18 protein-coding genes and 1 tRNA gene are annotated in these 25,960 nt (G+C 72.0%); 7 read left to right on the top strand and 12 right to left on the bottom strand.

What is annotated here, in order from left to right; genetic code table 11:
• The first annotated feature begins 12 nt into the window (after positions 1-12).
• On the top strand, positions 13-2,757 hold the full coding sequence (ppc, locus tag AC07DO_RS18865; RefSeq protein ID WP_479060945.1) for a phosphoenolpyruvate carboxylase: 2,745 nt from the start codon (positions 13-15) through the stop codon (positions 2,755-2,757).
• 149 nt (positions 2,758-2,906) lie between these two features.
• Here ppc and pth read toward each other — a convergent pair whose 3' ends face one another.
• The 5 genes from pth to AC07DO_RS18840 form a co-directional block, all read right to left on the bottom strand.
• Positions 2,907-3,509: an aminoacyl-tRNA hydrolase gene (pth, locus tag AC07DO_RS18860; protein WP_479060944.1), complete on the bottom strand. Its 603-nt coding sequence runs from the start codon at positions 3,507-3,509 to the stop codon at positions 2,907-2,909.
• A gap of 108 nt (positions 3,510-3,617) precedes the next feature.
• Positions 3,618-4,211 (bottom strand): 50S ribosomal protein L25/general stress protein Ctc, encoded by a 594-nt coding sequence (locus tag AC07DO_RS18855; protein ID WP_479060943.1) that lies wholly within the window; start codon positions 4,209-4,211, stop codon positions 3,618-3,620.
• Between the two features lie 180 nt (positions 4,212-4,391).
• On the bottom strand, positions 4,392-5,366 hold the full coding sequence (locus AC07DO_RS18850) for a ribose-phosphate diphosphokinase (protein WP_150168841.1): 975 nt from the start codon (positions 5,364-5,366) through the stop codon (positions 4,392-4,394).
• Between the two features lie 113 nt (positions 5,367-5,479).
• The gene (gene glmU / locus AC07DO_RS18845) at positions 5,480-6,928 is read right to left on the bottom strand and encodes a bifunctional UDP-N-acetylglucosamine diphosphorylase/glucosamine-1-phosphate N-acetyltransferase GlmU (RefSeq protein WP_479060942.1); all 1,449 of its coding nucleotides are present in this window, start codon (positions 6,926-6,928) and stop codon (positions 5,480-5,482) included.
• Between the two features lie 131 nt (positions 6,929-7,059).
• Positions 7,060-7,132: transfer RNA gene (locus tag AC07DO_RS18840), tRNA-Gln, on the bottom strand.
• Positions 7,133-7,389: 257 nt separating this feature from the next.
• On the opposite strand from AC07DO_RS18840, the gene AC07DO_RS18835 reads away from it, so the two are divergent.
• On the top strand, positions 7,390-8,703 hold the full coding sequence (locus AC07DO_RS18835; protein ID WP_479060941.1) for a sensor histidine kinase: 1,314 nt from the start codon (positions 7,390-7,392) through the stop codon (positions 8,701-8,703).
• 108 nt (positions 8,704-8,811) lie between these two features.
• On the opposite strand, the gene AC07DO_RS18830 is transcribed toward AC07DO_RS18835, so the two are convergent.
• The gene (locus AC07DO_RS18830; RefSeq protein ID WP_479060940.1) at positions 8,812-9,342 is read right to left on the bottom strand and encodes an SUKH-3 domain-containing protein; all 531 of its coding nucleotides are present in this window, start codon (positions 9,340-9,342) and stop codon (positions 8,812-8,814) included.
• Between the two features lie 50 nt (positions 9,343-9,392).
• Positions 9,393-9,989: a YwqJ-related putative deaminase gene (locus AC07DO_RS18825; RefSeq protein ID WP_479060939.1), complete on the bottom strand. Its 597-nt coding sequence runs from the start codon at positions 9,987-9,989 to the stop codon at positions 9,393-9,395.
• Between the two features lie 350 nt (positions 9,990-10,339).
• Between AC07DO_RS18825 and AC07DO_RS18820 the strand changes: the two genes are divergently transcribed.
• The 3 genes from AC07DO_RS18820 (at position 10,340) to AC07DO_RS18810 (ending at position 15,946) form a co-directional block, all read left to right on the top strand.
• Positions 10,340-11,335, top strand: a complete 996-nt coding sequence (locus tag AC07DO_RS18820) for an SMI1/KNR4 family protein (protein ID WP_479060937.1) — start codon at positions 10,340-10,342, stop codon at positions 11,333-11,335.
• A 7-nt stretch (positions 11,336-11,342) separates the two neighbouring features.
• On the top strand, positions 11,343-14,807 hold the full coding sequence (locus tag AC07DO_RS18815; protein ID WP_479060935.1) for an SUKH-4 family immunity protein: 3,465 nt from the start codon (positions 11,343-11,345) through the stop codon (positions 14,805-14,807).
• Positions 14,808-15,043: 236 nt separating this feature from the next.
• Complete coding sequence (locus tag AC07DO_RS18810; protein ID WP_479060934.1) at positions 15,044-15,946, top strand: cellulose-binding protein; 903 nt, start codon at positions 15,044-15,046, stop codon at positions 15,944-15,946.
• 59 nt (positions 15,947-16,005) lie between these two features.
• On the opposite strand, the gene AC07DO_RS18805 is transcribed toward AC07DO_RS18810, so the two are convergent.
• From AC07DO_RS18805 to AC07DO_RS18785, 5 genes are all read right to left on the bottom strand, one after another.
• Entirely contained in the window at positions 16,006-16,341 is a 336-nt protein-coding gene (locus tag AC07DO_RS18805) for a hypothetical protein (protein WP_479060932.1), read from the bottom strand.
• Positions 16,331-18,271 carry a pre-toxin TG domain-containing protein gene (locus tag AC07DO_RS18800; protein ID WP_479060930.1) on the bottom strand — a complete coding sequence of 647 codons (1,941 nt, stop codon included), beginning with the start codon at positions 18,269-18,271 and terminating at the stop codon, positions 16,331-16,333. The genes AC07DO_RS18805 and AC07DO_RS18800 overlap by 11 nt, the downstream gene beginning before the upstream one ends.
• Before the next feature lie 146 nt (positions 18,272-18,417).
• Positions 18,418-19,998, bottom strand: a complete 1,581-nt coding sequence (locus AC07DO_RS18795) for a sodium/solute symporter (protein ID WP_479061591.1) — start codon at positions 19,996-19,998, stop codon at positions 18,418-18,420.
• A gap of 17 nt (positions 19,999-20,015) precedes the next feature.
• On the bottom strand, positions 20,016-20,507 hold the full coding sequence (locus tag AC07DO_RS18790) for a DUF485 domain-containing protein (protein ID WP_479060928.1): 492 nt from the start codon (positions 20,505-20,507) through the stop codon (positions 20,016-20,018).
• 111 nt (positions 20,508-20,618) lie between these two features.
• The gene (locus AC07DO_RS18785; RefSeq protein ID WP_479061589.1) at positions 20,619-22,163 is read right to left on the bottom strand and encodes an MFS transporter; all 1,545 of its coding nucleotides are present in this window, start codon (positions 22,161-22,163) and stop codon (positions 20,619-20,621) included.
• Positions 22,164-22,551: 388 nt separating this feature from the next.
• Here AC07DO_RS18785 and AC07DO_RS18780 point away from each other — a divergent pair, with 388 nt between their 5' ends.
• On the top strand, positions 22,552-23,340 hold the full coding sequence (locus tag AC07DO_RS18780; protein WP_479060926.1) for an ABC transporter ATP-binding protein: 789 nt from the start codon (positions 22,552-22,554) through the stop codon (positions 23,338-23,340).
• The gene (locus tag AC07DO_RS18775) at positions 23,337-25,925 is read left to right on the top strand and encodes an ABC transporter permease (protein ID WP_479060925.1); all 2,589 of its coding nucleotides are present in this window, start codon (positions 23,337-23,339) and stop codon (positions 25,923-25,925) included. The genes AC07DO_RS18780 and AC07DO_RS18775 overlap by 4 nt, the downstream gene beginning before the upstream one ends.
• Positions 25,926-25,960 lie beyond the last annotated feature (35 nt).

The following is a 25,960-nucleotide window of genomic DNA, read 5'->3' as shown; positions in this document are numbered from 1 at the left end:
GGAGCCGCACCTGTGAGCAGTGCCGACGACCAGGGCCAGCAGGCCACCAGCACCGCCAGCACCGAGCTGCGCGCCGACATCCGCCGTCTCGGCGACCTGCTCGGCGAGACCCTCGTACGCCAGGAGGGCCCCGAGCTCCTCGAACTGGTCGAAAAGGTCCGCCGCCTGACGCGCGAGGACGGCGAGGCCGCCGCCACCCTCCTCGGCGGTACGGAACTGGAGACCGCGGCCAAGCTGGTCCGTGCCTTCTCCACGTACTTCCATCTGGCGAACGTGACCGAGCAGGTCCACCGCGGGCGCGAGCTGCGCGCCAAGCGTGCCGCCGAGGGCGGACTGCTCGCGCGCACCGCGGACCGGCTGAAGGACGCCGACCCGGAGCACCTGCGCCAGACGGTGCAGCACCTCAACGTGCGCCCCGTCTTCACCGCGCACCCCACCGAGGCGGCCCGCCGCTCCGTGCTCAACAAGCTCCGCCGCGTCGCCGAGCTCCTGGAGACGCCGGTCATCGAGTCCGACCGGCGCCGCCACGACATCCGCCTGGCCGAGAACATCGACCTGGTGTGGCAGACCGACGAGCTCCGCGTGGTGCGCCCCGAGCCCGCCGACGAGGCGCGCAACGCCATCTACTACCTCGACGAACTGCACGCGGGCGCCGTCGGCGACGTCCTGGAGGACCTCACCGCGGAGCTGGAGCGCGTCGGCGTCGAGCTGCCCGAGGGGACCCGCCCCCTCAGCTTCGGCACCTGGATCGGCGGCGACCGCGACGGCAACCCGAACGTGACGCCCGCCGTCACCTGGGACGTCCTGATCCTCCAGCACGAGCACGGGATCAACGACGCGCTCGACATGATCGACGAGCTGCGCGGCTTCCTCTCCAACTCCATCCGCTACACGGGAGCGACCGAGGAGCTGAAGGCCTCCCTCCAGTGCGACCTGGAGCGGCTGCCCGAGATCAGCCCCCGCTACAAGCGCCTCAACTCCGAGGAGCCCTACCGCCTCAAGGCCACCTGCATCCGGCAGAAGCTGGAGAACACCAAGCAGCGCCTGGCCAAGGGCATCCCGCACGAGGAAGGCCGCGACTACCTCGGCACCGCCGAGCTCCTGCACGACCTCACGCTCATCCAGACCTCGCTGCGCGCGCACAAGGGCGCCCTCTTCGCCGACGGCCGGATGAACCGCACCATCCGCACGCTGGCGGCCTTCGGCCTCCAGCTGGCCACGATGGACGTACGCGAGCACGCGGACGCCCACCACCACGCGCTCGGCCAGCTCTTCGACCGGCTCGGCGAGGAGTCCTGGCGGTACGCGGACATGCCGCGCGAGTACCGGCAGAAGCTGCTCGCCAAGGAACTGCGTTCGCGGCGGCCGCTCGGCCCCTCCCCGGCACCGGTGGACGCCGCCGGCGAGAAGACCCTCGGCGTCTTCCTCACCGTCAAGAAGGCCCTCGAAGTCTTCGGGCCCGAGGTCATCGAGTCGTACATCATCTCGATGTGCCAGGGCGCGGACGACGTGTTCGCCGCGGCGGTCCTCGCACGCGAGGCGGGCCTCATCGATCTGCACGCCGGCTGGGCGAAGATCGGCATCGTGCCGCTCCTGGAGACCACCGACGAGCTGCGCGCCGCCGACGTCATCCTCGACGAGATGCTCGCCGACCCGTCGTACCGCCGCCTGGTCGCCCTGCGCGGCGACGTCCAGGAAGTCATGCTCGGCTACTCGGACTCCTCCAAGTTCGGCGGCATCACCACGTCCCAGTGGGAGATCCACCGCGCCCAGCGCAGGCTCCGTGACGTCGCGCACCGCTACGGCGTGCGGCTCCGCCTCTTCCACGGCCGCGGCGGCACCGTCGGCCGCGGCGGCGGCCCCTCGCACGACGCGATCCTCGCGCAGCCGTGGGGCACGCTGGAGGGCGAGATCAAGGTGACCGAGCAGGGCGAGGTCATCTCCGACAAGTACCTCGTGCCGTCACTGGCCCGCGAGAACCTCGAACTGACCGTCGCGGCGACGCTGCAGGCCTCCGCCCTGCACACCGCCCCGCGCCAGTCCGACGAGGCTCTGGCCCGCTGGGACGCCGCGATGGACGTCGTCTCGGACGCCGCGCACTCCGCGTACCGCAAGCTGGTCGAGGACCCGGACCTGCCGACGTACTTCCTCGCGTCGACGCCGGTCGACCAGCTCGCCGACCTGCACCTCGGCTCCCGGCCCTCGCGCCGCCCCGGCTCGGGCGTCTCGCTCGACGGCCTGCGCGCCATCCCGTGGGTCTTCGGCTGGACCCAGTCCCGGCAGATCGTGCCCGGCTGGTTCGGCGTGGGCTCGGGCCTGAAGGCGCTGCGCGAGGCGGGCCTGGACACCGTCCTCGACGAGATGCACGAGCACTGGCACTTCTTCCGCAACTTCGTCTCCAACGTCGAGATGACGCTCGCGAAGACGGACCTGCGGATCGCCAGGCACTACGTGGACACGCTCGTGCCGGACGAGCTCAAGCACGTCTTCGCCATGATCGAGGAAGAGCACGAGCTGACCGTCCGCGAGGTCCTGCGCATCACGGGCGGGAACGAACTCCTCGACTCCCACCCGGCGCTCCAGCAGACCTTCGCGATCCGCGACGCCTACCTGGACCCGATCTCGTACCTCCAGGTGGCGCTCCTCAAGCGCCAGCGAGACGCGGCGGCCGCGGGCACCGACCCGGACCCGCTGCTCGGGCGGGCCCTGCTGCTCACGGTGAACGGCGTGGCAGCGGGCCTCCGCAACACCGGCTGACGCCCTTGCCCGCGTGACAGGGCCCCGCGCCACTCGGGTGGTGCGGGGCCCTGTTCGTCTTTCGGCCGCGGGTTCGTCGTGGCTGGTCGCGCGGTTCCCCGCGCCCCCTGACCGGCACCGGCGCCCCCGGCGACGCAGCCTGAGCGTCCTCAGGAGTTGTACGTGCTCTGGGCGCGCTCCAGGCCCTCCGCGATCAGGGCCTCCACCGCGTCCGCCGCGCGGTCCACGAAGTAGTCGAGCTCCTTGCGTTCCGCCGAGGAGAAGTCCTTGAGGACGAAGTCCGCGACCTGCATGCGGCCCGGGGGGCGCCCGATGCCGAAGCGGATGCGGTGGTAGTCGGGGCCCATCGCCTTGGTCATCGACTTCAGGCCGTTGTGGCCGTTGTCGCCGCCGCCCAGCTTCAGGCGCAGCGTGCCGTAGTCGATGTCCAGCTCGTCGTGGACCGCGACGATGTTCGCCGTGGGGACCTTGTAGAAGTCGCGGAGCGCGGTGACGGGACCGCCCGAGACGTTCATGTACGACATGGGCTTGACCAGGATGACGCGGCGGTTCGCGGGGCCCGGCGCCCCGATCCGGCCCTCGACCACCTGTGCCTGCGCCTTGCCGGCCCGCTTGAACTTGCCGCCGATGCGCTGCGCGAGCAGGTCGGCCACCATGAAGCCCACGTTGTGCCGGTTCATGGCGTACTCGGGACCCGGATTGCCGAGGCCCGCGATCAGCCAGGGGGCGCTGGCGTCGGTCGTCACGTGCATGTCTCCTTCATACGCGCATCACTGGCTCAGAGGCTCGTAGGCTCACACGCGGCAGCCGCCGCCCCCCAGGGGAGCGGCGGCTGCCGTGCGGACGTGTGTCGCGGAGGCTCAGGCCTCGGCGGCCGCGTCACCCGCGGCGTCCTCGGCCGGGGCCTCCTCGGCCTGCGCGGCCAGGACCTGGAGGACGACGGTGTCGTCCTCGACGGCCAGCGTGGAGCCGGAGGGCAGCGGGATGTCCTTGGCGAGGACCGACGCGCCGGCGTCCAGGCCCGCCACGGAGACGGTGACCGACTCCGGGATGTGGGTGGCCTCGGCCTCGACCGGGAGGGTGTTCAGGACGTGCTCGAGCAGGTTGTTGCCCGGCGCCAGGTCGCCCTCGGTGTGGACGGGGATCTCGACGGTGACCTTCTCGCCGCGCTTCACGATGAGCAGGTCGACGTGCTCGAGGATGCCGATGCGGAGGGCGTCGCGCTGGACGGCCTTCGGGATGACGAGCTCGCTGCGGCCGTCGATGTCCAGGTTGATCAGGACGTTCGAGGTCTTCAGCGCCATGAGGGTGTCGTGGTGCGGAAGGGCGATGTGGACCGGCTCCGAGCCGTGGCCGTAGACAACGGCGGGCAGCTTGTCGGCGCGACGCAGACGGCGGGCGGCACCCTTGCCGAACTCGGTACGGGTCTCGGCGGTGATCTTCACCTCGGACATGTGCACTCCTCGTATATGCAGTGACGGAAAAGAATCGGTCACCCGGCCACGAACGGCCTGCTACGAAGAGCGCGTCGATAACGGACAGCCGCACACGAAAAGTGCGGCCTCCCTCGCCGAGCAACTTCAGCAGTCTACTCGGCGCGGGAGGCCGCACCAAAAGGATCTTCCGAGCGGGTCCTACTGCTCGTCGAAGAGGCTCGTCACCGAACCGTCCTCGAAGACCTCGCGCACCGCGTTCGCGATCGTCGGCGCGATGGAGAGCACCGTGATCTTGTCGAGCTCCAGCTCGCTCGGCGTCGGCAGCGTGTCCGTGAAGACGAACTCGCTGACCTTCGAGTTCTTCAGGCGGTCCGCGGCGGGGCCCGAGAGGACACCGTGCGTGGCCGTGACGATGACGTCCTCCGCGCCGTGCGCGAACAGGGCGTCGGCGGCGGCGCAGATCGTGCCGCCCGTGTCGATCATGTCGTCGACCAGGACGCAGACGCGGCCCTTCACCTCACCGACGACCTCGTGCACGGTGACCTGGTTCGCGACGTCCTTGTCGCGGCGCTTGTGCACGATCGCGAGCGGCGCGCCGAGGCGGTCGCACCAGCGGTCGGCGACGCGCACGCGGCCGGCGTCGGGGGAGACCACGGTCAGCTTCGAGCGGTCGACCTTCGCGCCCACGTAGTCCGCGAGGATCGGCAGCGCGAAGAGGTGGTCGACCGGGCCGTCGAAGAAGCCCTGGATCTGGTCGGTGTGCAGGTCGACCGTGAGGATGCGGTCGGCACCCGCGGTCTTCATGAGGTCCGCGATCAGACGCGCCGAGATCGGTTCACGCCCGCGGTGCTTCTTGTCCTGGCGCGCGTAACCGTAGAACGGCACGATGACGGTGATGGAGCGGGCCGACGCGCGCTTCAGCGCGTCGATCATGATCAGCTGCTCCATGATCCACTTGTTGATCGGAGCGGTGTGGCTCTGGATCAGGAAGCAGTCGGCGCCGCGCGCCGACTCCTGGTAGCGGACGTAGATCTCGCCGTTGGCGAAATCGAAGGCCTTCGTCGGCACGATGCCGACACCCAGCTTGTGTGCGACCTCCTCGGCCAACTCGGGGTGGGCGCGGCCGGAGAAGAGCATCAGCTTCTTCTCGCCGGTCGTCTTGATCCCGGTCACAGCACTGTCTCCTCAGAGAGTTCTTCCCGCTGCCGTACTCACGCGTCCCGGTGCGTCGAGTCGGCCGAATGTGCACTATCACGGTACGCCGTGTCCGGCGCACCCGTTTCCGGTCAGCTTTCGCCGGCCGGCTCCCGGGACGCCGCCTCGGCCGCCTTCGCGGCCGCGCTCCCCGGACGCTTTCGGGCCACCCAGCCCTCGATATTCCGCTGCTGGCCCCGCGCGACGGCCAGCGAACCCGCCGGCACGTCCTTCGTGATCACGGACCCGGCGGCGGTGTACGCACCGTCCCCGACCGTGACAGGAGCCACAAACATGTTGTCCGAACCGGTCCGGCAGTGGGACCCCACCGTGGTGTGGTGCTTGGCCTGGCCGTCGTAGTTCACGAAGACGCTCGCGGCGCCGATGTTGGAGTGCTCGCCGATCGTCGCGTCGCCCACGTACGACAGGTGCGGCACCTTCGAGCCGTCGCCGATCGTCGCGTTCTTCATCTCCACATACGTACCCGCCTTTGAACGCACTCCAAGCCGGGTGCCGGGGCGCAGGTACGCGAACGGGCCGACGAGCGCCTGCTCCCCGATCTCCGCGGTGTCCGCGACGCTGTTGTCGACGCGTGCCCCCGCGCCCACCGAGGTGTCCTTGAGGCGGGTGTTCGGGCCGACCTCGCAGCCCTTGCCGAGGTGCGTGGCACCGTGCAGCTGCGTGCCCGGCTGGATGACCGCGTCGCGCTCGAACGTCACCGTCGCGTCCACCCACGTCGACGCCGGGTCCACGACCGTCACGCCGGCCAGCATCGCGCCGGTCAGCAGCCGGTCGTTCAACGTGCGCCGGGCCTGTGCCAGTTGGACGCGGTTGTTGATGCCCGCGATCTCCTCGTGGTCGTCCGCCACGGCGGCGCCGACGCGGTGCCCGGCCTCGCGCAGGATGCCGAGTACGTCGGTCAGGTACTCCTCGCCCTGGCTGTTGTCCGTGCGGACCTTGCCGAGGGCCTCGGAGAGGAGCCGGCCGTCGAAGGCGAAGACCCCGGAGTTGATCTCGCGGATCTCGTGCTGCGCCTCGGTGGCGTCCTTGTGCTCGACGATCGCCGTGACGGAGCCGTCGGCACCGTCGCGCACGATGCGGCCGTAGCCGGTCGCGTCCGGCACCTCGGCGGTCAGCACGGTCACGGCGTTGCCGTCGCCGCTGTGCACGGCGGCGAGCTTCTGGAGCGTCGCGCCGGTCAGCAGGGGAGTGTCGCCGCAGACCACCACGACGGTCCCGTCGACCGTGCCGCCGAGCTCCTCGAGGCCGATGCGGACGGCGTGCCCCGTGCCGTTCTGCTCGGCCTGGTAGGCGGTGCGGACCTGCGGGGCGATGACCCCCAGGTGCTCGCGGACCTGGTCGCTCTGGAAACCGACGACGGTGACGAGCTGCTCGGGCGAGAGCGCGGAGGCGGCGTGGAGCACGTGTCCGATGAGGGAACGTCCACAGATGTCGTGCAGGACCTTGGGCCGGTCCGACTTCATACGGGTGCCCTCACCCGCTGCGAGGACGACGACGGCTGCCGGGCGGGTTGCGCTCACGGGGGATGCCCTTCGGCTTCGGATGGGTTGGGGTTCCTCTGGGAGGACATCCGCAGGATACCGGGGCGTTGTGCGGTGGAAATGAGGGCGGGTCCCGACCTCGGCGGTCAGGACCCGGAGAAAGAGTGCAGCTCCCCCATCAGGATTCGAACCTGAACAGACGGTACCAAAAACCGCAGTGCTGCCTGATTACACCATGGGGGATCAAAACCGACCGAACCGGACATTCCGTCAGGTTGCCGAGTCGGCACGCAACACTATGCCGTACCGACCCCCTTCGACGCGACGGTGGAGATCGGCGTCCGGTCGCGGAATGTGGACGTCCGGTCCGAAATCATGAGGGGTTCAGCAGTTCGAGGGATATCGGAAGGTTTCGCTTCCGGTCGAACAGGGCGTGTGCTGGATCACCGAGCCGGAAACTCACCGGAAAACCGGGGCGGAACGCCCGTACGCTGGAAGACATGACCACGACGGGGGACGACCGCACCACGGCCATGACCGGGCCGTGGTGGTGGGAGCGGTGGCGCGGTGCCGCGTTGGACGCGGGGCTCGCTGTGCTGTCCGCGGCGGAGTGCGGGGCGGAGGGAGTGGCCTTCGCGCGGGACGCGGGACTGCCCGTCCCGGTGGGGGTCGGCTTCGGCGCGCTCGCGGGGGCCGCGCTGCTGATCCGGCGGCGCTGGCCGATCGCGGTCGTCCTGATATCGATCGCCATCACGCCCGCCCAGATGGGCGTCCTGCTGACCGTCGTCGGCCTGTACACGCTCGCCGCCTCGGAGCTGCCGCGCCGCATCATCGGCGCCCTGGCCGGCATGTCGATGGCGGGCACCCTCATCGTCGCGCTGGTGCGGGCCAACCAGGACATGGCCGAGGGCAGCCCCTCGATCGGCAGCGAGTTCATCCCCTTCTTCGCGGTGACCGCCGCGATCGGCGTGACCGCGCCCCCCGTCCTCCTCGGGCTGTACGTGGGAGCGCGCCGCCGCCTCGTCGAGGGCATGCGGGAACGCGCGGACAGCCTGGAGCGGGAGCTCCAACTCCTCGCGGAGCGCGCCGAGGAGCGCGCGGAGTGGGCGCGGAACGAGGAGCGGACGCGGATCGCCCGCGAGATGCACGACGTGGTGGCGCACCGGGTGAGCCTGATGGTGGTGCACGCCGCGGCCCTCCAGGCGGTGGCGCGCAAGGACCCGGAGAAGGCGGTCAAGAACGCCGCGCTCGTCGGCGACATGGGACGTCAGGCGCTGACCGAGCTCCGCGAGATGCTCGGGGTGCTGCGTACGGGCGACGGCACGAAGGCGAAGGCGGAGAGGCCCGCCGAGCCGCCGCTGGCCGCCGTGGCCTTCGCGGCCGCAGCCGCGGCGTCCCGCGCGGTCGACGAGGACGGCCCGTGCCTCGCGGAGCTCGACGAGCTCGTGGGCCAGTCGCGGGCCGCGGGCATGGCGGTGGACCTGTCCGTGGAGGGCGAGGCGCGTGACTGCTCCGCCGAGGTGGAGCAGACGGCGTACCGGGTGGTGCAGGAGGCGCTGACCAACGTCCACAAGCACGCGGCGGGCGCCAAGACCCACGTGCGGCTCGCGTACCGCAGCGCGGAGATCGCGATGCAGGTGGAGAACGAACCCCCGCCGGACGCCGACGCCTCGTCCGACGCCCGGCTGCCGAGCGGCGGCAACGGCCTCGTCGGCATGCGGGAGCGTGTCATGGGCCTGGGCGGGGTGTTCGTCTCGGGTCCGACGGACGGGGGCGGCTTCCGGGTGTCGGCGGTGCTTCCGGCGGCCGTGTAGCAGGGTCGCCGTACAGCAGGGTCGCCTGTAGCAGGGTCGGGTGACCGGGGCGGGTTGTCCTGTATCCCCGAGCTGTATCGCCGAGCCGTATCCCCCGAGATTCCCGAGCTATATCCCCGAACTCGCCGACAGACGGGTGGGCTGGGCGCCGGTGATGAGGGTCGCCAGGGCCTGGTCGATGTGGGCGCCGAGGAACCAGTCGCCGCTGTGGTCGAGGCTGTAGACGCGGCCCTCGGTGTCGATGGCGAGCAGCGCCTGGGTGTCCGGCTCCTCACCGATGGGGCAGACCTCGGTGCCGAGGGCGCGGCCCAGGTCGCCGAAGGTGCGGGCGAGGTGGAGGCCGTACATCGGGTCGAGGTGCACGGTGGCGGGCGCTATCTGGCGGCCGGGGCCCTGCGGGGTGATGTGCAGGCCGCCGAACTCGGCCCATGCCTCGACGGCCGCGGGGAAGACGGTGTGCCGGTGCCCGGCGGGCGAGGTGTGGCGGCGCAGGGCGTCGGCCCAGATCTCGGCCTGCTTTATGTCCCAGTGGCCCGGGCGCCAGCCGGCGGCGCGCAGGGCGGCGTCGACGGGGACGGGGAAGCGGGTGCTGCCGCCGGTGCCGGGTGCGGCGGCGGTGGCGGGGTGGTCGGGGTGCATGGGGTGGTAACCCTCGTTCGGGTGGTGGGAACGGTCGGCCGGGCGGGCTCTCAGGCTTCGGTGGCCGTGGGGTCGACGACGCGGACACCGAAGTGGGCGGTGAGCGCGGTACAGGAACGGCAGGGCTGGGCGAAGTGCCCGTGCAGGGGGTCGCCGTCCTCACGGATGCGGCGGGTGGTGAGTTTGGCGTGTTTGAGCGCCTTGCGGGCCTCGCCGTTGGTCATGGGCTTGCGCGAGGCGCGCTTGGAGCGGCTCGCGTCGGCCGCCGTGAGGTGGCGGGAGATGAGGATGGCCTCGGCGCAGCGGCCGGTGAAGCGCTCGCGCTGCCCGCTGGTGAGGGCGTCGAGGAAGTCCTGGACGAGCGGGTGCAGGGCGGGGGGTTCCTCGCCGCGGCCCGCGGTGCAGGTGAGGGTGGTCTGGCCGCGTACGGAGAGGGCGGCGGCGACGGTGGGCAGGATGCCGTCGCGGCGCTGGCGCAGGATGGGAGCGTTGGCGGCGGTCGCGCTCCAGCCGACGCGTGGGTCTCCGGCGGCCTGCGCCGCCTGCGCGGCCGTCGGGACGGTGCCCGGGGCCGTGCCGTCGCCGGTCGTTGCGCCCGCCGTCGTCGCCAGTGTCTGGCCGGACATGCTGCTCTGTGCCGTCTGCATCGTGCTCTTCCCTCCCCCTGCTCGCGGCCGTCACCGCGTGTACAACGCCCCCGCGTCGCGGGGACAGCCTGCCAAATGGGGCGGGTGGTGCGGAAGCTGGGGCACCGCGACACGCCTGGCTTTCCGCCGGGATTCGTCACACCGTGACCGTCCGGTGGCTGGTGGTCATGGAACCGGAGGCCCGGTGACCGGTGCCGTGCTTGCGCATAGGCTGTGTCGACATCGCGGGACCGGAAACCGCTGAAGCGGGACCGGAATCCGCAGCAGTGGGACCGGAATCCGCAGCAGCGGGACCAGAAACCGCACAGACAGAACCAGAACCTTCCACAGTGCCGCAGGGGGCAACCGCCATGACGACAGGTCGGCTGGGGCAGCAGTCAGCGCCGCCGAACGCGGCCTACGCCGGGCAGGTCGTGCACTTCCCGGACCCGGTCCGTGCCGCCCGCCATCCCAGAGGCGTGCGGGTGGACGAGCACGGTTACCCGGACTTCTCGGCGTACGCCCGCGCGGCCGCCGAGATCGCCGAGCCCCCGGAGGGCTTCGGCGTCGACGAACTGCGCCTGACGGACTACGTGTCGGCGAACGCGGCGATGGCGGCGGCGGACCACGACCTGTGGGACACGATTCCCGCGGTGGCGACCCCGCACGGCTGGACCTGGCACCACGTGCCGAACAGCCGTCGCCTCGAACTGGTCCCCGTCGAGGTGAAGGCGCTGCTGCGGCACCACGGCGGCATCGCGACGACGGCCGTGGACCAGAACAAGAGGGGGACGCGTCCGCTGCAGGAGACGCGGCCCGCCCACTTCGGTCTGCCGAAGGCCGCGGTCGCGGTGACGGAACAGCAGGTGCAGAGCGTCGAGGAGGACCTCGGCTACCGGCTGCCGGGCGCCTACCGCTCGTTCCTGAAGGCCGCGGGCGGCTGCGCGCCGGTCGGCGCCGCGCTCGACGCCGAACTGGGACTCCTCGTGGACCAGCCGTTCTTCACGGTGCGGGACGAGGCCGCGGTCAACGACCTGGTGTACGTGAACAAGTGCCTGCGCGACCACCTCACCAAGGACTACCTGGGTGTCGCTTTCGTGCAGGGCGGTCTGCTCGCCGTGAAGGTGAAGGGCGACCGGATCGGCTCGGTGTGGTTCTGCGCGTACGACGACGCGCGCGACGTCTCGGAGGCGGCCGGGTGGCCTCCTGCCGAGCGGGTGCGGCAGCTGCTGCTGCCGTGCGGCGACGACTTCGACGCGTTCCTGTCCCGGCTCGCGGGCAATCCGCCGGAGCTGGAGACCGTGGCGAACCTGATGGTGGACGGCGGCTTCGCGCACGCCGTCTCCGTGTCCTCGGGTGGGGAGTGACGTAACGATGGTGACCTTCGCACAGGCGCAGGAGCGCGCCGAGGAATGGATCAACGGCGACGTGCCGGGCTACCAGCACCGTGAGGTGCGGGTCCGGGAGTTCGACCTCGGGTTCGTGGTGTGGGCCGAGGACCGGGAGAACGGTCCGGTGTCCGACGGCGGCGGGCAGCGGCTCGTCATCGCGCGGGACAGCGGCGAGGCGACGCTCTGGCCGAGCCTCGCGGTGGGTGAGGTGATCCGCCGGTACGAGGAGGAGTACGGGCTGCCGGACCTGGCACCGCAGGACGCGGTTCCTGCCCCGCCCGAGCGGGTCGACCTCAATCAGACGTCGTTCCTGCTGACTCCTCCGGAGTGGCTCCAGGAGGCGGCGGACAAGCTGGGCATCCCGGACCGGCGGGCGGAGACGCGGAGTTCGGACCGCGAGGAGCGTGCGGGTGCCGCGGGGTCCGGGGCACCCGGAGGCGCCGGGGGGCCCGGAGCACCCGGAGGTGCCGGAGCACCCGGAGAGCCTGCGGCTCCCGAGGCGCCTGCTGCGCCCTTCGCGCCCGCGGGGTCCGAGGCTGCGTCTGGCGTGCCCGTTGAGCCCTTCGCGTCCGCGGGGTCCGAGGCTGCGCCTGGTGCGCCCGCCGCGCCCGAGGCTCCGGCTGCTCCGGGCGCTCCTGCCGCGTCCGAGACTCCGTCGCCTTTCGCGCCCGCCGCGCCCGCGTCTTTCCCGCCCGCCGGGCCCGAGGCTCCGGTTGCTCCTTCCGCGCCTTCCGCGCCTTCCGCTCCTTCCGCGCCTGAGGCGCCCGTAGCGCCTGGGGCATCCGCGGCTCCCGAGGTGCCTTCCGGGCCCGAGGCTCCGGGTGCGCCTGCTTCGCCTTACGCGGCTGCCGCGCCCACCGCGCCCGGGGGCGGTACGCCGTGGCCCGCGGCCGAGGGGTCGGTCGAGGACGCCGTGCCGGAGCGCATGCCCGAATCCGTGGCCGAGTTCGACGACAGTCTGCCCGCGACGTCGGCGGGCGTGCCGGCGGACGCGACCCCGTGGGCCGGTACGGACACCAACGCCGATGCGGGCGAGGACCATTCGGTGCCGCTGCCCGCCACCGTGTTCGCGCCGCCGCTGACCGGCCTGGACGACGACGAGACGCCGCCGCCGGCCGCCACGCCGGAGGCCAAGACGGCGCTCATGCACGGGGGCAGCCAGCTGCCTGCGACGGCGATCGCGCCCGCGCTGAACAACCCGGCGCCGGGCGGCCCCGCGCCGTACGAGGCTCCGGCCACACCCGCCGGGCCGCCGCCGAACGCGCCGCAGCCGCCCGTCGGTTCGCCGGCGCCCCTGCCGCCGCCGTCCGGTGCCCCGGGCGCCCCCGCGCCGCAGCCCCCCGCTGGTTCGCCGACGTCCACTCCTCCGTCGCCGGGTGCTCCCGACGCCTCCGCGTACGGGTATCCGGCCCCTGCTGGTTCGCCGGCGCCCCTGCCGCCGCCGTCCGGTGCCCCGGGCGCCGCCGCGCCGCAGCCCCCCGTTGGTTCGCCGACGTCCACTCCTCCGTCGCCGGGTGCTCCTGACGCCTCCGCGTACGGGTATCCGGCTCCCGCTGGTTCGCCGACGTCCACTCCTCCGTCGCCGGGTGCTCCTGACGCCTCCGCGTACGGGTATCCGGCCCCTGCTGGTTCGCCGACGTCCACTCCTCCGTCGCCGGGTGCTCCCGACGCCTCCGCGTACGGGTATCCGAAGCCGCCCGCCGCGCCCGCGGCCGGGGACATCGCGGATGCCGCCACCCGCAAGGCGGGCACGAGCACGCCGCCGCCCTCCGGGCCCGGCGCTCCCGGCACGCCTGCCGGTGGCTACGTACCGACGCAGCTCGTCTCCTCGCTGGGCCCGGACGGACCGAAGCCGCCCGCGGCTCCGGGTACGCCTCCGGGTGGTGTGCACCACGCGGCGACGATGCTCGCCGACCCGAGCATGGGTGGCGGCCCGAAGCCGCCGGGTGCACCCGGTGCGCCAGGAGCTCCCGGCGCTCCGGGTACGCCCCCGGGCGCGCCCCAGCCTCCCGGCCCTCCCGGTGCCCCCGGCGCCCCCCAGCCTCCCGGTCCGCCCGGCGCTCCCGGTACGCCTCCGGGTGGTGTGCACCACGCGGCGACGATGCTCGCCGACCCGAGCATGGGCGGTGGCCTGAAGCCGCCCGGCGCCCCGGGTGCCCCCGGCGCGCCCCAGCCTCCGGGCCCGCCCGGCCCGCCCGGCCCGCCCGGTGCCCCCGGCGCCCCGCAGCCTCCCGGTCCGCCCGGTGCCCCGGGAGCTCCCGGCGCCCCCGGCACCCCGCCCCCCGGCGGCGGCGTCCACCACGCCGCGACCATGCTGGCCGGGCCCGCGGTCGGTGGTCCCGGCGCACCCGGCATGCCGTCGCCCCCCGCCCCGGGCCACCACGCACCCGGACCCGGCGTACCTCCCGGCATGCCCGGCGGTCCCGGCGCCCCCGGCGGTCAGCCGTACGGCTACCCCCAGCCGCCCACCGGCCAGCCCACCGTCGGCCCCGGCTACCAGGCCGTGCTGCGCTACCGCGCCGCCGACGGCTCCGAGCAGCAGCTCATCCGGCGTTCGGCGCCCGGTACGCCGCACCCGGAGTGGCAGATCCTGCACGAGCTGCGCGGCATGAACGTGCCGCCGCAGCAGGTGCTCGAGCTCCACACCGAGCTGGAGTCCTGCGAGCTGCCCGGCGCGTACTGCGCGCGGATGATCCGGGAGACCTGGCCGCAGGCGCGGATCACGTCGATCGCGCCGTACGGCAGGGACCACGCGTCCCGCCAGCAGGGCATGCAGCAGCTCCTCGCCCACCAGGGCGAGCTGCACCAGGTCGCGGACGGCCCCGCACGGCCCGGCCCCGTGCGTGCCCCGCTGCAGCAGATGCCGCCCGTGCCGCCGATCCCGCCGGAGGGCGTCGCGCAGGAACTGGCCGCGGCCTTCGGACCCGGCGTCTTCCGCTTCGACCAGCGGGCCGTGTCGCGGCAGGGCGTGCCGGACATCGTGGCGCACACCCTCGTCGTGGCGGGCCTGCCCGTCGACTTCGGGCCGTTCTTCTGGGCGCAGGCGCAGCCGGGCCGCCCCGTGCCGACGCTGGCGGAGCTGGCGCAGGAGCGGGGGGTGCAGCCGGCGTCCGACGCGGGGTCGTACCTGGTGATGGGCAGCGACTTCGGGCGCGCGCTGTGCGTGCAGTACGGCACGGCGAACATCGTGGCGGTGCCGGTGGAGGCAGGCCCCGGCGGCGCCCCCGTACCGCCGCAGTTCGTGAACACGGGCCTGCCCGAGTTCGCCCGCTGCATGGCGCTGCTCGGCCGGATGTGGCGGCTGCGGTTCGGGCTCAACCAGGAGCAGGCGGGCCGTTGGACCGTCGACTTCCAGAACCAGCTGGCCGCGCTCGACCCGGCGGCGCTCGCGTCGCCGGAGAGCTGGTGGTCCGTGCTGCTCGAGCAGATGTGGGACGGGCTGCTGTAGTGCGCGACCTGTAGGTGACATCGAGGCGCCCGGCCCGGGGACGGGGCGGGCGCCTCGCCCATTCGGGGCGCGAGCGGCGGGAATGGCGCCCCGATTCCGACTTCCGCCGCCAATTGACGCATCCTTGACCGGGTGGAGTGGGCGGAGTGTCGCGTTATGAGCGCTTCCGCTTGATCCATCAAGATGTGCGCCAATCGCGCTGTACGCGTGCGGTACGTCGGAGAGGGGATCCAAGGATGAGCAGCAGCGGTGCATCGTCGTCGCCCTACGGCTTCGTCACCGTGCGGGGGCGCGGCTACCGTCCCGAGCAGGTCGAGGCGTACGCCGCGGGCCTCTCCCAGGAGCGGGACGGGGCGTGGGAGCGCGCGGCCCGCCTCACCGTCCTCGCCAAGGACATGGAGGCGGAGGCGGAGCACCTGCGGGACGTGGTGTCGCGGCTCGCGCCCCAGACGTACGAGACGCTCGGCGAGCGGGCCCGGCAGATCCTGGCCCTCGCGGAGACGGAGGCCGCCGCGGTACGGGAGAGCGCGGCGGCCGAGGCACAGGCGGTCACGGAGGACGCGGAGGCGGGGGCGCGGGAGGTACGGGAGGCCGCGCGCGCCTACGCCGAGCGGATCGGCGCCGACGCGGAGGAGCGGGCCGCGCGGCGGCTCCAGGCGGACCGGGCGACGGCCGACGAGATCAGGATCTCCGCCCGGCAGGACGTGAAGGCGTGGCGGGGCGAGGCGCTCGCGGCGCTGCGCGAGATGCGGCAGCGGTGCGAGGGGCTGCTCGCCGAGCAGGAGAAGGAGCAGGGCGAGCGGTGGGAGGCGGCCGAGCGCGAGGCGGCCGAGCGCGAGGCGGCGTCGGACGCGCGGGACGCGGAGCGGGTGGCCGCCGCGGAGGCGAGGCTCTCCGAGGCCAAGCGGGCCTTCGCGCAGGCGGAGGAGTCGGCGCGGCACGGGCAGGAGGACGCGGAGGCGCGGGGCGCGGAGATCGTCGCGGAGGCGGTCCTCTGCGAGGAGCGGGTGACCCGCGAGACGGAACGGATCCTGCGCGAACACGGCGAGCGCTGGGACGAGGTACGGGCCCACATGGACCACGTACGCAGCAGCCTGGCGTCATTGACGGGCCGGGCGCCGGCCGAGGAGACGCCGTAGGAAAGGCTTCCCCCCCGCTCGCCCGGTGAGCGAGCGGGGGGAGTGAGGCAGCGGCTTGCCTAGGCCTCCAGTTCGGGCAGGATCCCCGCGGGCCCGCCCTCGTCCACGATCGCGCGGAACGCCGTCATCATCGCGTCGACCCCGCCCGTCGGGACCACGACCAGGTCCGGGCAATGGAAGAACGCGCCGCCCGCCGCTTCGCCCGTCTGCTTCCAGCGGTCCATGACGGCCGCGATCTCGCGGAGCGTCATGAAGGTGGCGCTCCACCGCGTGCCGTCGGGCAGCCGGAGTTCCGCGTCGGCGTTCTCGACGTCCTCGGCGCGGTCGTCCGCTCCCAGCAGGAAGAGGGCGGTGAACCGGTCGTCCGTGACGATGTGGTAGAGGTCACTTTCCATAGAGCTGCTTCAGCCTCGCAATCACCTTGGGCTCGTTGCCCTTGTCGGACTTGCCGACGATCTCGATGCCGCCCTCCACGTTCCGGAAGAACAGGCGTCCGCCGTTCCGGCCGCGGGCGTACGTGACGTCGGTGCCCGCCAGCGCCTTGCTGCCGAGCCCGGGGTTCATGTTTCCACGGGAGAGCTGCTCGAAGAGACCGTCGAGGTCGCGCTGGACGGCCTGGTTCTTGCCCGCCTGCTGGGCCGCCTTCGACAGCTGCGAGTCCTTGCCGATCGCCGACGTGATGATCTTGCACGGGGCGGCGTTGTGCACGAGGACCGGGGTGTCGCCCGCCAGCACGTAGTACGTGTGCGCGCCGGCCACGGTGAGGTTGCGGACCTCCTGGGCCGGTGCGGTCCAGGAGGTGACCGTGTCGACGCGGGCGGGTGCGCCCGAGTCGGTCCGCAGCGTCATCCCGGGTGCGAGGTCCGCCGCGTTGGTCCACTGGTCCAGGTCGCCGCCGGTCCAGAAGGGGTGCAGATCGGTCGCGGTGAGCGAGGCCGTGCGGTCGCCGCTGTCGCCGTCGACGTCCACGGCGACCTTGACGAGGTTCTTCTCGCCGTCACCGACGATGAGGTCCGTGACGGGCTGCCCCTGGGTCGTGCCGGTGCCCGGCTCGGTGGCCAGGACCTGGTCGCCCTCCCGCACCTGCTCGATGGGGACGGCGGAACCGTCGGCCATGAGCACCGGCGTGCCGGGCAGGAAGCTGTTGCTCGCGCACGAGACGGCGGTCGACCCGCCCTTGCGGGCCTTGCGGACGTCGTCGGCGGTCAGGGCCTTCGCACCCACCTTGGCGCCGACCTTGAGCCAGCGCAGGACGGCGAGGGAGCCTGCCGCCCGCTCCGCCCCGCTGAGTTCCTTGCCGGTGGCCAGGTCCTTGCCGGTCAGCGCCTCGACGATGCCCTTGCCGTCGCCGATGCCCGGCACCAGGTCGAGGAAGAGGGACATGCGGCGCTGCTGCGTGGCTTCGTCGAGGCCGGAGGAGCCGGAGCCCCAGGAGTCGCCGACGCGGGAGAAGTCGAAGTCGATGTCGGGGAGTTCGCTGAGCCGCTCGGCGCCCTTCTTGATGCCGGGGACGTGCTTGTTCGCGGTCTTCATGCCGCGGTTGGCCTGGGCGATGCCGTCGTTCATCTCCTTCATGCCCTTGTTGGCCTTGGAGATCCCCTTGTTGGCCTTGGCGAGGCCCTTGTTGACCTCGTCCACGCCGTCGTTCATCGTCTTGAGGCCGCGGTTCATCTGGGCGAAGCCCTTGTTCATCTGGTCGAACGCCGCGTTGAGCTCCCTGAGCTCCTTGCCCCAGTCGGGCAGGTCCTTGTCCTTGATGGGCTCGACCTTGCGGGACGGAGGGTAGCCGTAGTCGCCGACGACGACGGTGAGGATGCTGAGGGCGTAGAGCGAGTCGCTCGTCGTGCCCATCATCTCGTCGGCCTTGGCGACGTTCTTCGCGAGGTTGACCAGGTGCGGCTGGGCGGCCTTGGCGGTCTTGACCGCCTGGGTCAGGATCTTCTCCTGCTCCTTCGGGTCGGACGTCGACGAGGGGTCCTTGAGCTCGGCGAGCTTCAGCTTGCCCAGCTCGTTCAGCTCCGTGTCGAGCGTCTTGAAGCGGGCGCCGTGGTCCTTCATGATCGACTGTGTGCCGTAGAGGAACAGGGCGGTGCCGACGCCCGCGATCAGGGCCTTGCGGCTGAATTCCTTCAGGCAGCCGGCCTTTTCGACGAGTCCGAGATCGTCGCAGTGCGCGTAGTGGGAGACGCGCTCGGCGATCTCCAGGAGGCTCGCGGGCTCCTTCTCGGCGGCGGCCGCCGGGCTGCCCGCCGCGACGGCCGACGTGAACGAGAGGGAGAGGGCGGCCACCGTCGTGACGAGCCTGGTGGTGGTTCTGTGGTGCATGCGTTCCTAGGTCATGGGGGCACTACGCCCATGACGATGTGACCCCCCGAGGCTGTATTTCTGACGGGTACCCGCCAGAAATGGTTACCAGCGAGTACGGTAACACCCCGACTTCCTGGAATGTCTGACTTTCCCTCATCAAATGCTCACTTCCCCCGCCGTGCCGGCCCCGTCAGGATCCGGCCCTCCACCACCTCGTACCGCCTGCGGTGCTCCTCCGCCTCCGCGCGCCCGGAGAAGCGGGTGCCGAGCCACCCGAGGAGGAAGCCCAGCGGGATCGAGGCGATGCCCGTCGTCGTGAACGGGAACCAGGTGAAGTCGTGGTGCGGGAACGCGGCGCCGGGGCTCCCGGAGACCAGGTTCGTGCCGGTCATCAGGATCAGCGAGCCGAGCGTGCCGCCGAGCAGCGTCCAGAGCAGGCCCGTCCGTGTGTAGCGGCGCCAGAAGAGGCTGTAGACCAGGGCGGGCGCCAGGGCGGACGCGCCCAGACAGAACGAGAGGGTGGCCAGGGGCTGCAGATTGTGGTCCTCGACCAGGACCGCGAGGGCGATCGCGGGCACTCCTGTGGCCAGTGCGGAGGCGCGGGCCAGCGTCAGCTCGCGGCGCGGCGAAGGGGCGCGGCGGCCCTGCGCGAAGACGTCGTGGGCCAGGGAGTTGGCGCAGGCGAGGATCATGCCGGCGACCGAGGCGAGCAGCGTCAGGAACAGTGCCGTGGTGACCGTCGTGAAGATCAGGGTCTCGGCGGCCGAGCTGTGCGCGCCGAACGCCGCGCGGGAGCCGAGGAGGTAGGCGGTGTTGCCCTGCGGGTCGTCCGCCGCGATCGCCGCGCGGCCGAGCAGCGCCGTCGCGCCGAACCCCACGACGGTGATGACGAGGACGAAGAGGGCGACCGACGAGACCGCCCAGGACATGGAGCGCCGTATCTCGCGGGCGCTGCGGGCCGTGTACATCCGCATCGTGACGTGCGGGAGTGCCGCGCCGCCGAGGACCACGGTCAGCTCCGAACTGATCATGTCGAGGCGCGGGTGGGGGCTGTCCGCGAACTGGAGCCCGGAGCGGAGGTACGCCGGTCCCGCGCCGCTGCCGTCCCGTGCGGCGGCGAGCAGGGCGCCCGGGTTCCAGTCGAAGCGGCGCAGTATCAGGACGGCGACCACCGCGCCGGAGCCGAGCAGCATCACGATCTTCAGGATCTGGATGAGGGCGGTGCCCTTCATGCCGCCGATGGCCGCGTAGCTGATCATCAGGGCGCCGAGCGCGACGACGCAGCCGGTCTTCAGGCCGTCGTCGGAGAAACCGAGGACGAAGGCCAGCAGGTCGCCCGCGCCCGCCAGCTGGACCAGCATCAGCGGGAGCAGGGCGGCGATGGTGGCCGCGCACGCGGCGATCCGGACGGCGCGGCCCGGCATGCGGCGCGCCACGACGTCGCCCATGGTGAACAGGCCCGCGTTGCGCAGGGGTTCGGCCAGCAGGAACATCAGGAGCGTCAGGGAGAGCGCCGTGCTCAGGGCGAGGACCACGCCGTCGTACCCGACCAGGGCGATCACGCCCCCGGTGCCGAGGACGGTGGCCGCCGAGATGTAGTCGCCCGCGATGGCGAGGCCGTTGCGCAGCGGTGAGAGAGCGCCGTACCCGGTGTAGAACTCGTCGAGTTCGTCCCGGTCGGGCCCGGTCATGACGCACAACAGCAGGGTGAGGGTGGCCACGACGGTGAAGGCGACCAGGGACATGGTCTGCGCTTCGTGACTCACGGGGCCTCCCCGTCGGGCGCGGCGGTCGACGCGCGCTGTCTGCGCAGGCGTTCGGAGAGCGGGTCGAGGCGGCGGCGTGCCGTGCGCTCGAACAGGACGAGGGCGAGGCAGGTCACGGGGAGCTGGCAGAGGCCGAGGAGCAGCCCCGTGGTCAGGCCGCCGGAGACGGTGCCGGTCATGAAGGACGGCGCGAGGGCGGACAGGACGAGGAAGAGCGTGAAGTGGCCGAGCGCGGTGAGGGTGGCGACCCGGCGCTGGGTCCGGTAGGCGCCGCGCAGCTTGCGCAGGTCGCTGTGGCGGCCGGGAGCGGGGTGGCGGGGGAGTCGGGGGGCCGGGGGCGCTTGGGGCGGCGGTGGCTGCCAGGGGTAGGTGAGGTGGGGCTGTTGCTCGTACGGGGTGTACGGGGCGTGCGGGGTGTACGGCTCGTGCGGGAAGGGGGCGTCGTACGCGTCGTACGCGTCATGCGCGTCGTACGGAGGGTGGGTCATCCCGGTTCTCCTTGCGCGGCTTCCGGTCCGGTGGTGCGGACCGCAGGGAGCGAGAGGAGCCGAGACGTTACTCGTAAGTAGGGCCGGTGCGCGGGGTTTTCGTGGAACCGGTCAGTCGCTCTGTTGTGTGGGTGACAACTGGTCCTTCCGCGGGCCCGGTTGCCTCTCGTCGAGGACGGGGAAGCGGCGGGGCGCCAGGAAGAGCAGGACGGCCAGGGCGGCGACGGCGGCACACCCCGCGCCGAGGTACACCGAGTCGACGGCCGCGTCGACCGCGCGCCGCAGCGGCTCGGGGTCGGCCACGGAATCCGGGTCGTCCAGGACGCGCGCCACCGAGTCGAGCGAGCCGGCCCCGTCGAGCCGTGCGGCGAGCACTCCGTTGGCGACCGCCCCGAACAGGGCGGCGCCCAGCGTCTGGCCGATCTGCCGGCAGAACAGCACGGACGCGGTCGCCGTGCCGCGCTCGGCCCAGCCGACGCTGGACTGGACGCCGACGATGAGCGGCAGCTGGAAGAGCCCGAGGGCCGCGCCGAGCAGCAGCATGAGCAGCGCGGGCTGCCACGCCGTGCCGGGGTAGGGCAGGAGCGGGAACGTGAAGAGGATGAGCGCGGCCCCGGAGATGCCGGTGATCGCGGTGTTGCGGAAACCGATCCTGCGGTACACGTGCTGGCTGAGGGCGGCCGAGACCGGCCAGCTCAGCGTCATCACGGACAGTACGAACCCGGCGGCGACCGGGGCGAGTCCGAGGACGGACTGCGCGTACGTGGGCAGGAAGACGGTGGGCGCCACCATCAGGAGGCCGAGCGCGCCGAGGGCGAGGTTCACCGCGGCGATGGTGCGCCGCCGCCAGACCCAGCCGGGGATGATCGGCTCTGCCGCCCTGCGCTCGACGAGGACGACGACGCCGATGAGCGCGAGCCCGGCGCCGAACAGCGCGAAGGACGGCGCCGACACCCAGTCCCAGGCGACCCCGCCCTGCACGAGCGCGGTCAGGAGGGTGCCGCCGCAGGCGAAGACGGCGAGCGCGCCGGGCCAGTCGACGCGGCCGCGCGGGACCGCCTCGCGCTCGGGTTCGTGCAGGTGGCGCACGATCAGCCAGAGCGCGAGCGCCCCTATGGGCAGGTTGATCAGGAAGATCCAGCGCCAGTCCGCGTACGAGGTGATGGCCCCGCCGAGCGCGGGCCCGGCGACGGCCGAGGTGGCCCACACGGTCGACAACTTGGCCTGGATCTTGGGGCGTTCCTTGAGCGGGTAGAGGTCGGCGGCGAGGGTCTGCACGGTGCCCTGGACGGCGCCGCCGCCGAGCCCCTGGACGACGCGGAAGGCGATCAGCGACTCCATGTTCCAGGCGAGGGCGCAGAGTCCGGAGCCGAGGAGGAACAGCACGCAGCCCGCGATGAGGACGGGCTTGCGGCCGAAGGTGTCGGAGAGCTTGCCGTAGACGGGCAGGGTGACGGTGGCCGCGAGGAGGTAGCCGGAGAAGAGCCAGGAGAAGATCGAGAAGCCGCCGAGCGCGCCCACGATCTGCGGGACGGCGGTCGACACGATGGTGGAGTCGACGGCGGCCAGCGCCATGGCGAGCATGAGCGCGGCGACGACCGCACCCCTGCCGCGTATCGCGTCCTGGGTGCCCACAGAACTTCCTTCCCCCTGCATCCGGTTGCTGCGGGCCACCTTCTCACCCGGGGGAGCCCGGGGGCAGGGTGGACGGCCGGGTGGAGGCAACCCCGAGAAGGTCTCCACCGGCGGGTGGAGATCCCCTAGGGGTACCTCCGTACAACGGACCGGGGAGCGTTCGTCCCGCCGGAGGATGAGGCGGGCCGCGGCGGTCCTTAGATTTGCTTTACGGGCCGGGCACGGGGCCGGCTCGTGACAACCCGCCCCGCCGGAGTGGTGAACCACACCGGCGGGGGTGGGGTTTTCCCCCGGAAAAGACTGCGCTGAGCACCAGCGCGCCGGGACCCGTCGTGACACCAGACTGACAGCGCGAGAGCGCGCCGTGTATCCACCCGGCTCGTCGCAGGACCGACATAGGAGACTTACCGTGACAACGGCTATAACGGCACCCAGGCACGGGGGCACTGGAGGGCGTACGGCCGTGGCGGCACGGGCGCGCCAGGTCGTGAAGGCGTACGGCTCCGGGGAGACCCGCGTCGTCGCGCTCGACCACATCGACGTCGACATCGCCCGCGGTCAGTTCACCGCCATCATGGGCCCGTCGGGCTCCGGCAAGTCCACCCTGATGCACTGCCTCGCCGGCCTCGACACGGTCAGCAGCGGGCAGATCTACCTCGACGAGACCGAGATCACCGGCCTCAAGGACAAGAAGCTGACGCGGCTGCGCCGGGACCGGATCGGCTTCATCTTCCAGGCGTTCAACCTGCTCCCCACCCTGAACGCCATCGAGAACATCACGCTCCCCATGGACATCGCGGGCCGCAAGCCCGACCGTGCCTGGCTCGACCAGGTCGTGGAGACCGTGGGCCTGGCGGGGCGCCTCAAGCACCGCCCGACCGAGCTCTCCGGCGGCCAGCAGCAGCGCGTCGCCGTGGCCCGCGCGCTCGCCTCACGGCCCGAGATCATCTTCGGTGACGAGCCGACCGGAAACCTCGACTCCCGCGCCGGCGCCGAGGTGCTCGGCTTCCTGCGCCGCTCGGTGACCGACCTCGGCCAGACCATCGTGATGGTGACGCACGACCCGGTCGCCGCCTCGTACGCGGACCGCGTCCTGTACCTCGCCGACGGCCGGATCGTCGACGAGATGCACCACCCCACCGCCGACCAGGTCCTCGACCGTATGAAGTCCTTCGACGCCCGGGGACGTACGTCATGACCGTCCTCAAGACCTCGATGCGCAACTTCTTCGCGCACAAGGGCCGCATGGCGCTCTCCGCCGTGGCGGTGATCCTGTCGGTGGCGTTCGTGTGCGGCACGCTCGTCTTCTCCGACACCATGAGCACCACCTTCGACAAGCTCTTCGCGGCGACCTCCGCCGACGTCACCGTCACCCCCAAGTCCGCCGAGGACGCGGGCGACACCCCGCGCAGCGGCAAGCCCGAGTCGATGCCCGCCTCCGTCGTCCAGCAGGCGAAGCGGGCCAAGGGCGTGCGGGCGGCCGAGGGCGCGGTCAGCAGCCAGAGCGTGACCGTCGTCAACGCGAAGAACAAGAACATGGGCCCCACCAACGGCGGCCCGACCATCGCGGGCAACTGGACGCACAACGACCTGCGTTCCATGGACATCACCTCCGGCCACGCCCCGCGCGGCCCCACCGAGGTGATGATCGACGCCGACACCGCCGACAAGCACGACCTGAAACTCGGCGACGAACTGCGCACCGTCGCCGCCACCGGCGACCTCACCGCGAAGGTCTCCGGCATCGCCACCTTCAAGGTGACCAACCCCGGCGCCGCGATCGTCTACTTCGACACCGCGACCGCACAGCGCCAACTCCTCGGCACCACCGGCCGGTTCACGCACGTCAACCTCACCGCCACCGCGGGCGTCAGCGACACCGAGCTGAAGAAGAACGTCGCCGCGGCCTTCGACGGCAAGACCTCGTCGTACGACATCAAGACGCAGAAGGAGACCGCGGACGACAACCGCGAGTCCGTCGGCAGCTTCCTCGACGTCATGAAGTACGCGATGCTCGGCTTCGCGGGGATCGCCTTCCTCGTCGGCATCTTCCTCATCATCAACACCTTCTCGATGCTGGTCGCCCAGCGCACCCGCGAGATCGGCCTGATGCGCGCCATCGGCTCGAGCCGCAAGCAGGTCAACCGCTCCGTCCTCGTCGAGGCCCTGCTGCTCGGCGTGTTCGGCTCGGTCCTCGGCGTCGGCGCGGGCATCGGCCTCGCCGTCGGCCTCATGAAGCTCATGTCCGGCATGGGCATGGAACTCTCCACCGGCGACCTCACCGTCGACTGGACGACCCCCGTGGTCGGCCTGGCCCTCGGCATCGTCGTCACCGTCCTCGCCGCCTACCTCCCCGCACGACGGGCCGGCAAGGTCTCGCCGATGGCCGCACTGCGGGACGCGGGCACCCCGGCCGACGGCAGGGCGGGCGCGCTGCGCGCCGTCATCGGACTCGTCCTCACCGGCGCGGGTGGCTGCGCCCTCTGGGCCGCGTCGCAGGCCGACAAGGCCAAGGACGGCTCGCTCCTCCTCGGCGGCGGAGTCGTCCTCAGCCTCATCGGCTTCGTCGTCATCGGCCCCGTGCTCGCCTCCGGTGTGGTCCGCGTCATCAGCGCGGTCCTGCTGCGGATGTTCGGCCCGGTCGGCCGGATGGCCGAGCGCAACGCGCTGCGCAACCCGCGCCGCACCGGCGCCACCGGCGCCGCCCTGATGATCGGCCTCGCGCTGGTCGCCTGCCTCTCCGTCGTCGGCTCCTCGATGGTCGCATCGGCCACCGACGAACTCGACAAGTCGGTCGGCGCGGACTTCATCGTCCAGCCCACACAGCCCGGCATCTCCATCACGGAGAAGGCCGCGCAGTCCCTCGGCAAGGCCGACCACATCGCCCACGTCACCCGTTACAAGCAGATCAACGCGGACATGACCACGCCCTCCGGCAAGACCGTGGACGGCGTCGGCCTGAGCGCCGCCGATCCCTCCTACGCCACGGACCTGCGGCGCGAGACCACCGCGGGCAAGCTGTCCGCCGCCTACGGCAAGAACGCCATGTCGGTCGGCGACGACTTCGCCAAGAAGCACGGCCTGAAGGTCGGCGACGAGCTGAAGATCGCCTTCGAGCACGGCAGGACGGCGGAGCTGAGGCTCGCGGCCATCACCTCCGACGACACGTCCGTCGACAAGGGCGCGATGTACCTCAACATCACCACGATGGAGAAGTACGTCCCCGCGGACCGGATCCCGCAGAACGACATGATGTTCGCCTCGGCCACCAAGGGCCAGGAGGAGGCCGCCTACGCCTCCCTGAAGAAGTCCCTGGACGCCTACCCGCAGTACAAGGTGATGGACCAGACCGACTTCAAGCAGACCCTGAAGGACCAGGTCGGCCAGCTCCTGAACATGGTCTACGGCCTGCTCGGCCTCGCGATCATCGTCGCGGTCCTCGGTGTCGTGAACACCCTGGCCCTCTCGGTGGTGGAGCGCACCCGCGAGATCGGCCTCATGCGGGCCATCGGCCTCTCGCGCCGCCAGCTGCGCCGCATGATCCGCATGGAGTCCGTGGTCATCGCCCTCTTCGGCGCCCTGCTCGGCCTCGGCCTCGGCATGGGCTGGGGAGCGACGGCCCAGAAGCTCCTGGCGCTGGAAGGCCTGAAGGTCCTGGAGATCCCGTGGCCGACGATCATCGCGGTCTTCATCGGGTCGGCCTTCGTGGGCCTGTTCGCCGCGCTGGTCCCGGCGTTCCGGGCCGGCCGGATGAACGTACTCAACGCCATCGCCACCGAATAGCCACCACGACGGGGGAATCGGGGGAACGGGGGAGC

It is taken from the genome of Streptomyces sp. NPDC045678, assembly GCF_056432085.1.
This window is presented reverse-complemented; position numbering and strand designations above follow the sequence as displayed.

Excerpts from the sequence above, each read along its gene's own strand:
- pth (WP_479060944.1), bottom strand. The coding sequence starts at position 3,509 with ATGCACGTGACGACCGACGCCAGCGCCCCCTGGCTGATCGCGGGCCTC.
- AC07DO_RS18855 (WP_479060943.1), bottom strand. The coding sequence starts at position 4,211 with ATGTCCGAGGTGAAGATCACCGCCGAGACCCGTACCGAGTTCGGCAAG.
- AC07DO_RS18835 (WP_479060941.1), top strand. The coding sequence starts at position 7,390 with ATGACCACGACGGGGGACGACCGCACCACGGCCATGACCGGGCCGTGG.
- AC07DO_RS18830 (WP_479060940.1), bottom strand. The coding sequence starts at position 9,342 with ATGCACCCCGACCACCCCGCCACCGCCGCCGCACCCGGCACCGGCGGC.
- AC07DO_RS18825 (WP_479060939.1), bottom strand. The coding sequence starts at position 9,989 with ATGCAGACGGCACAGAGCAGCATGTCCGGCCAGACACTGGCGACGACG.
- AC07DO_RS18820 (WP_479060937.1), top strand. The coding sequence starts at position 10,340 with ATGACGACAGGTCGGCTGGGGCAGCAGTCAGCGCCGCCGAACGCGGCC.
- AC07DO_RS18815 (WP_479060935.1), top strand. The coding sequence starts at position 11,343 with ATGGTGACCTTCGCACAGGCGCAGGAGCGCGCCGAGGAATGGATCAAC.
- AC07DO_RS18810 (WP_479060934.1), top strand. The coding sequence starts at position 15,044 with ATGAGCAGCAGCGGTGCATCGTCGTCGCCCTACGGCTTCGTCACCGTG.
- AC07DO_RS18805 (WP_479060932.1), bottom strand. The coding sequence starts at position 16,341 with ATGGAAAGTGACCTCTACCACATCGTCACGGACGACCGGTTCACCGCC.
- AC07DO_RS18800 (WP_479060930.1), bottom strand. The coding sequence starts at position 18,271 with ATGCACCACAGAACCACCACCAGGCTCGTCACGACGGTGGCCGCCCTC.
- AC07DO_RS18795 (WP_479061591.1), bottom strand. The coding sequence starts at position 19,998 with ATGTCCCTGGTCGCCTTCACCGTCGTGGCCACCCTCACCCTGCTGTTG.
- AC07DO_RS18790 (WP_479060928.1), bottom strand. The coding sequence starts at position 20,507 with ATGACCCACCCTCCGTACGACGCGCATGACGCGTACGACGCGTACGAC.
- AC07DO_RS18785 (WP_479061589.1), bottom strand. The coding sequence starts at position 22,163 with ATGCAGGGGGAAGGAAGTTCTGTGGGCACCCAGGACGCGATACGCGGC.
- AC07DO_RS18775 (WP_479060925.1), top strand. The coding sequence starts at position 23,337 with ATGACCGTCCTCAAGACCTCGATGCGCAACTTCTTCGCGCACAAGGGC.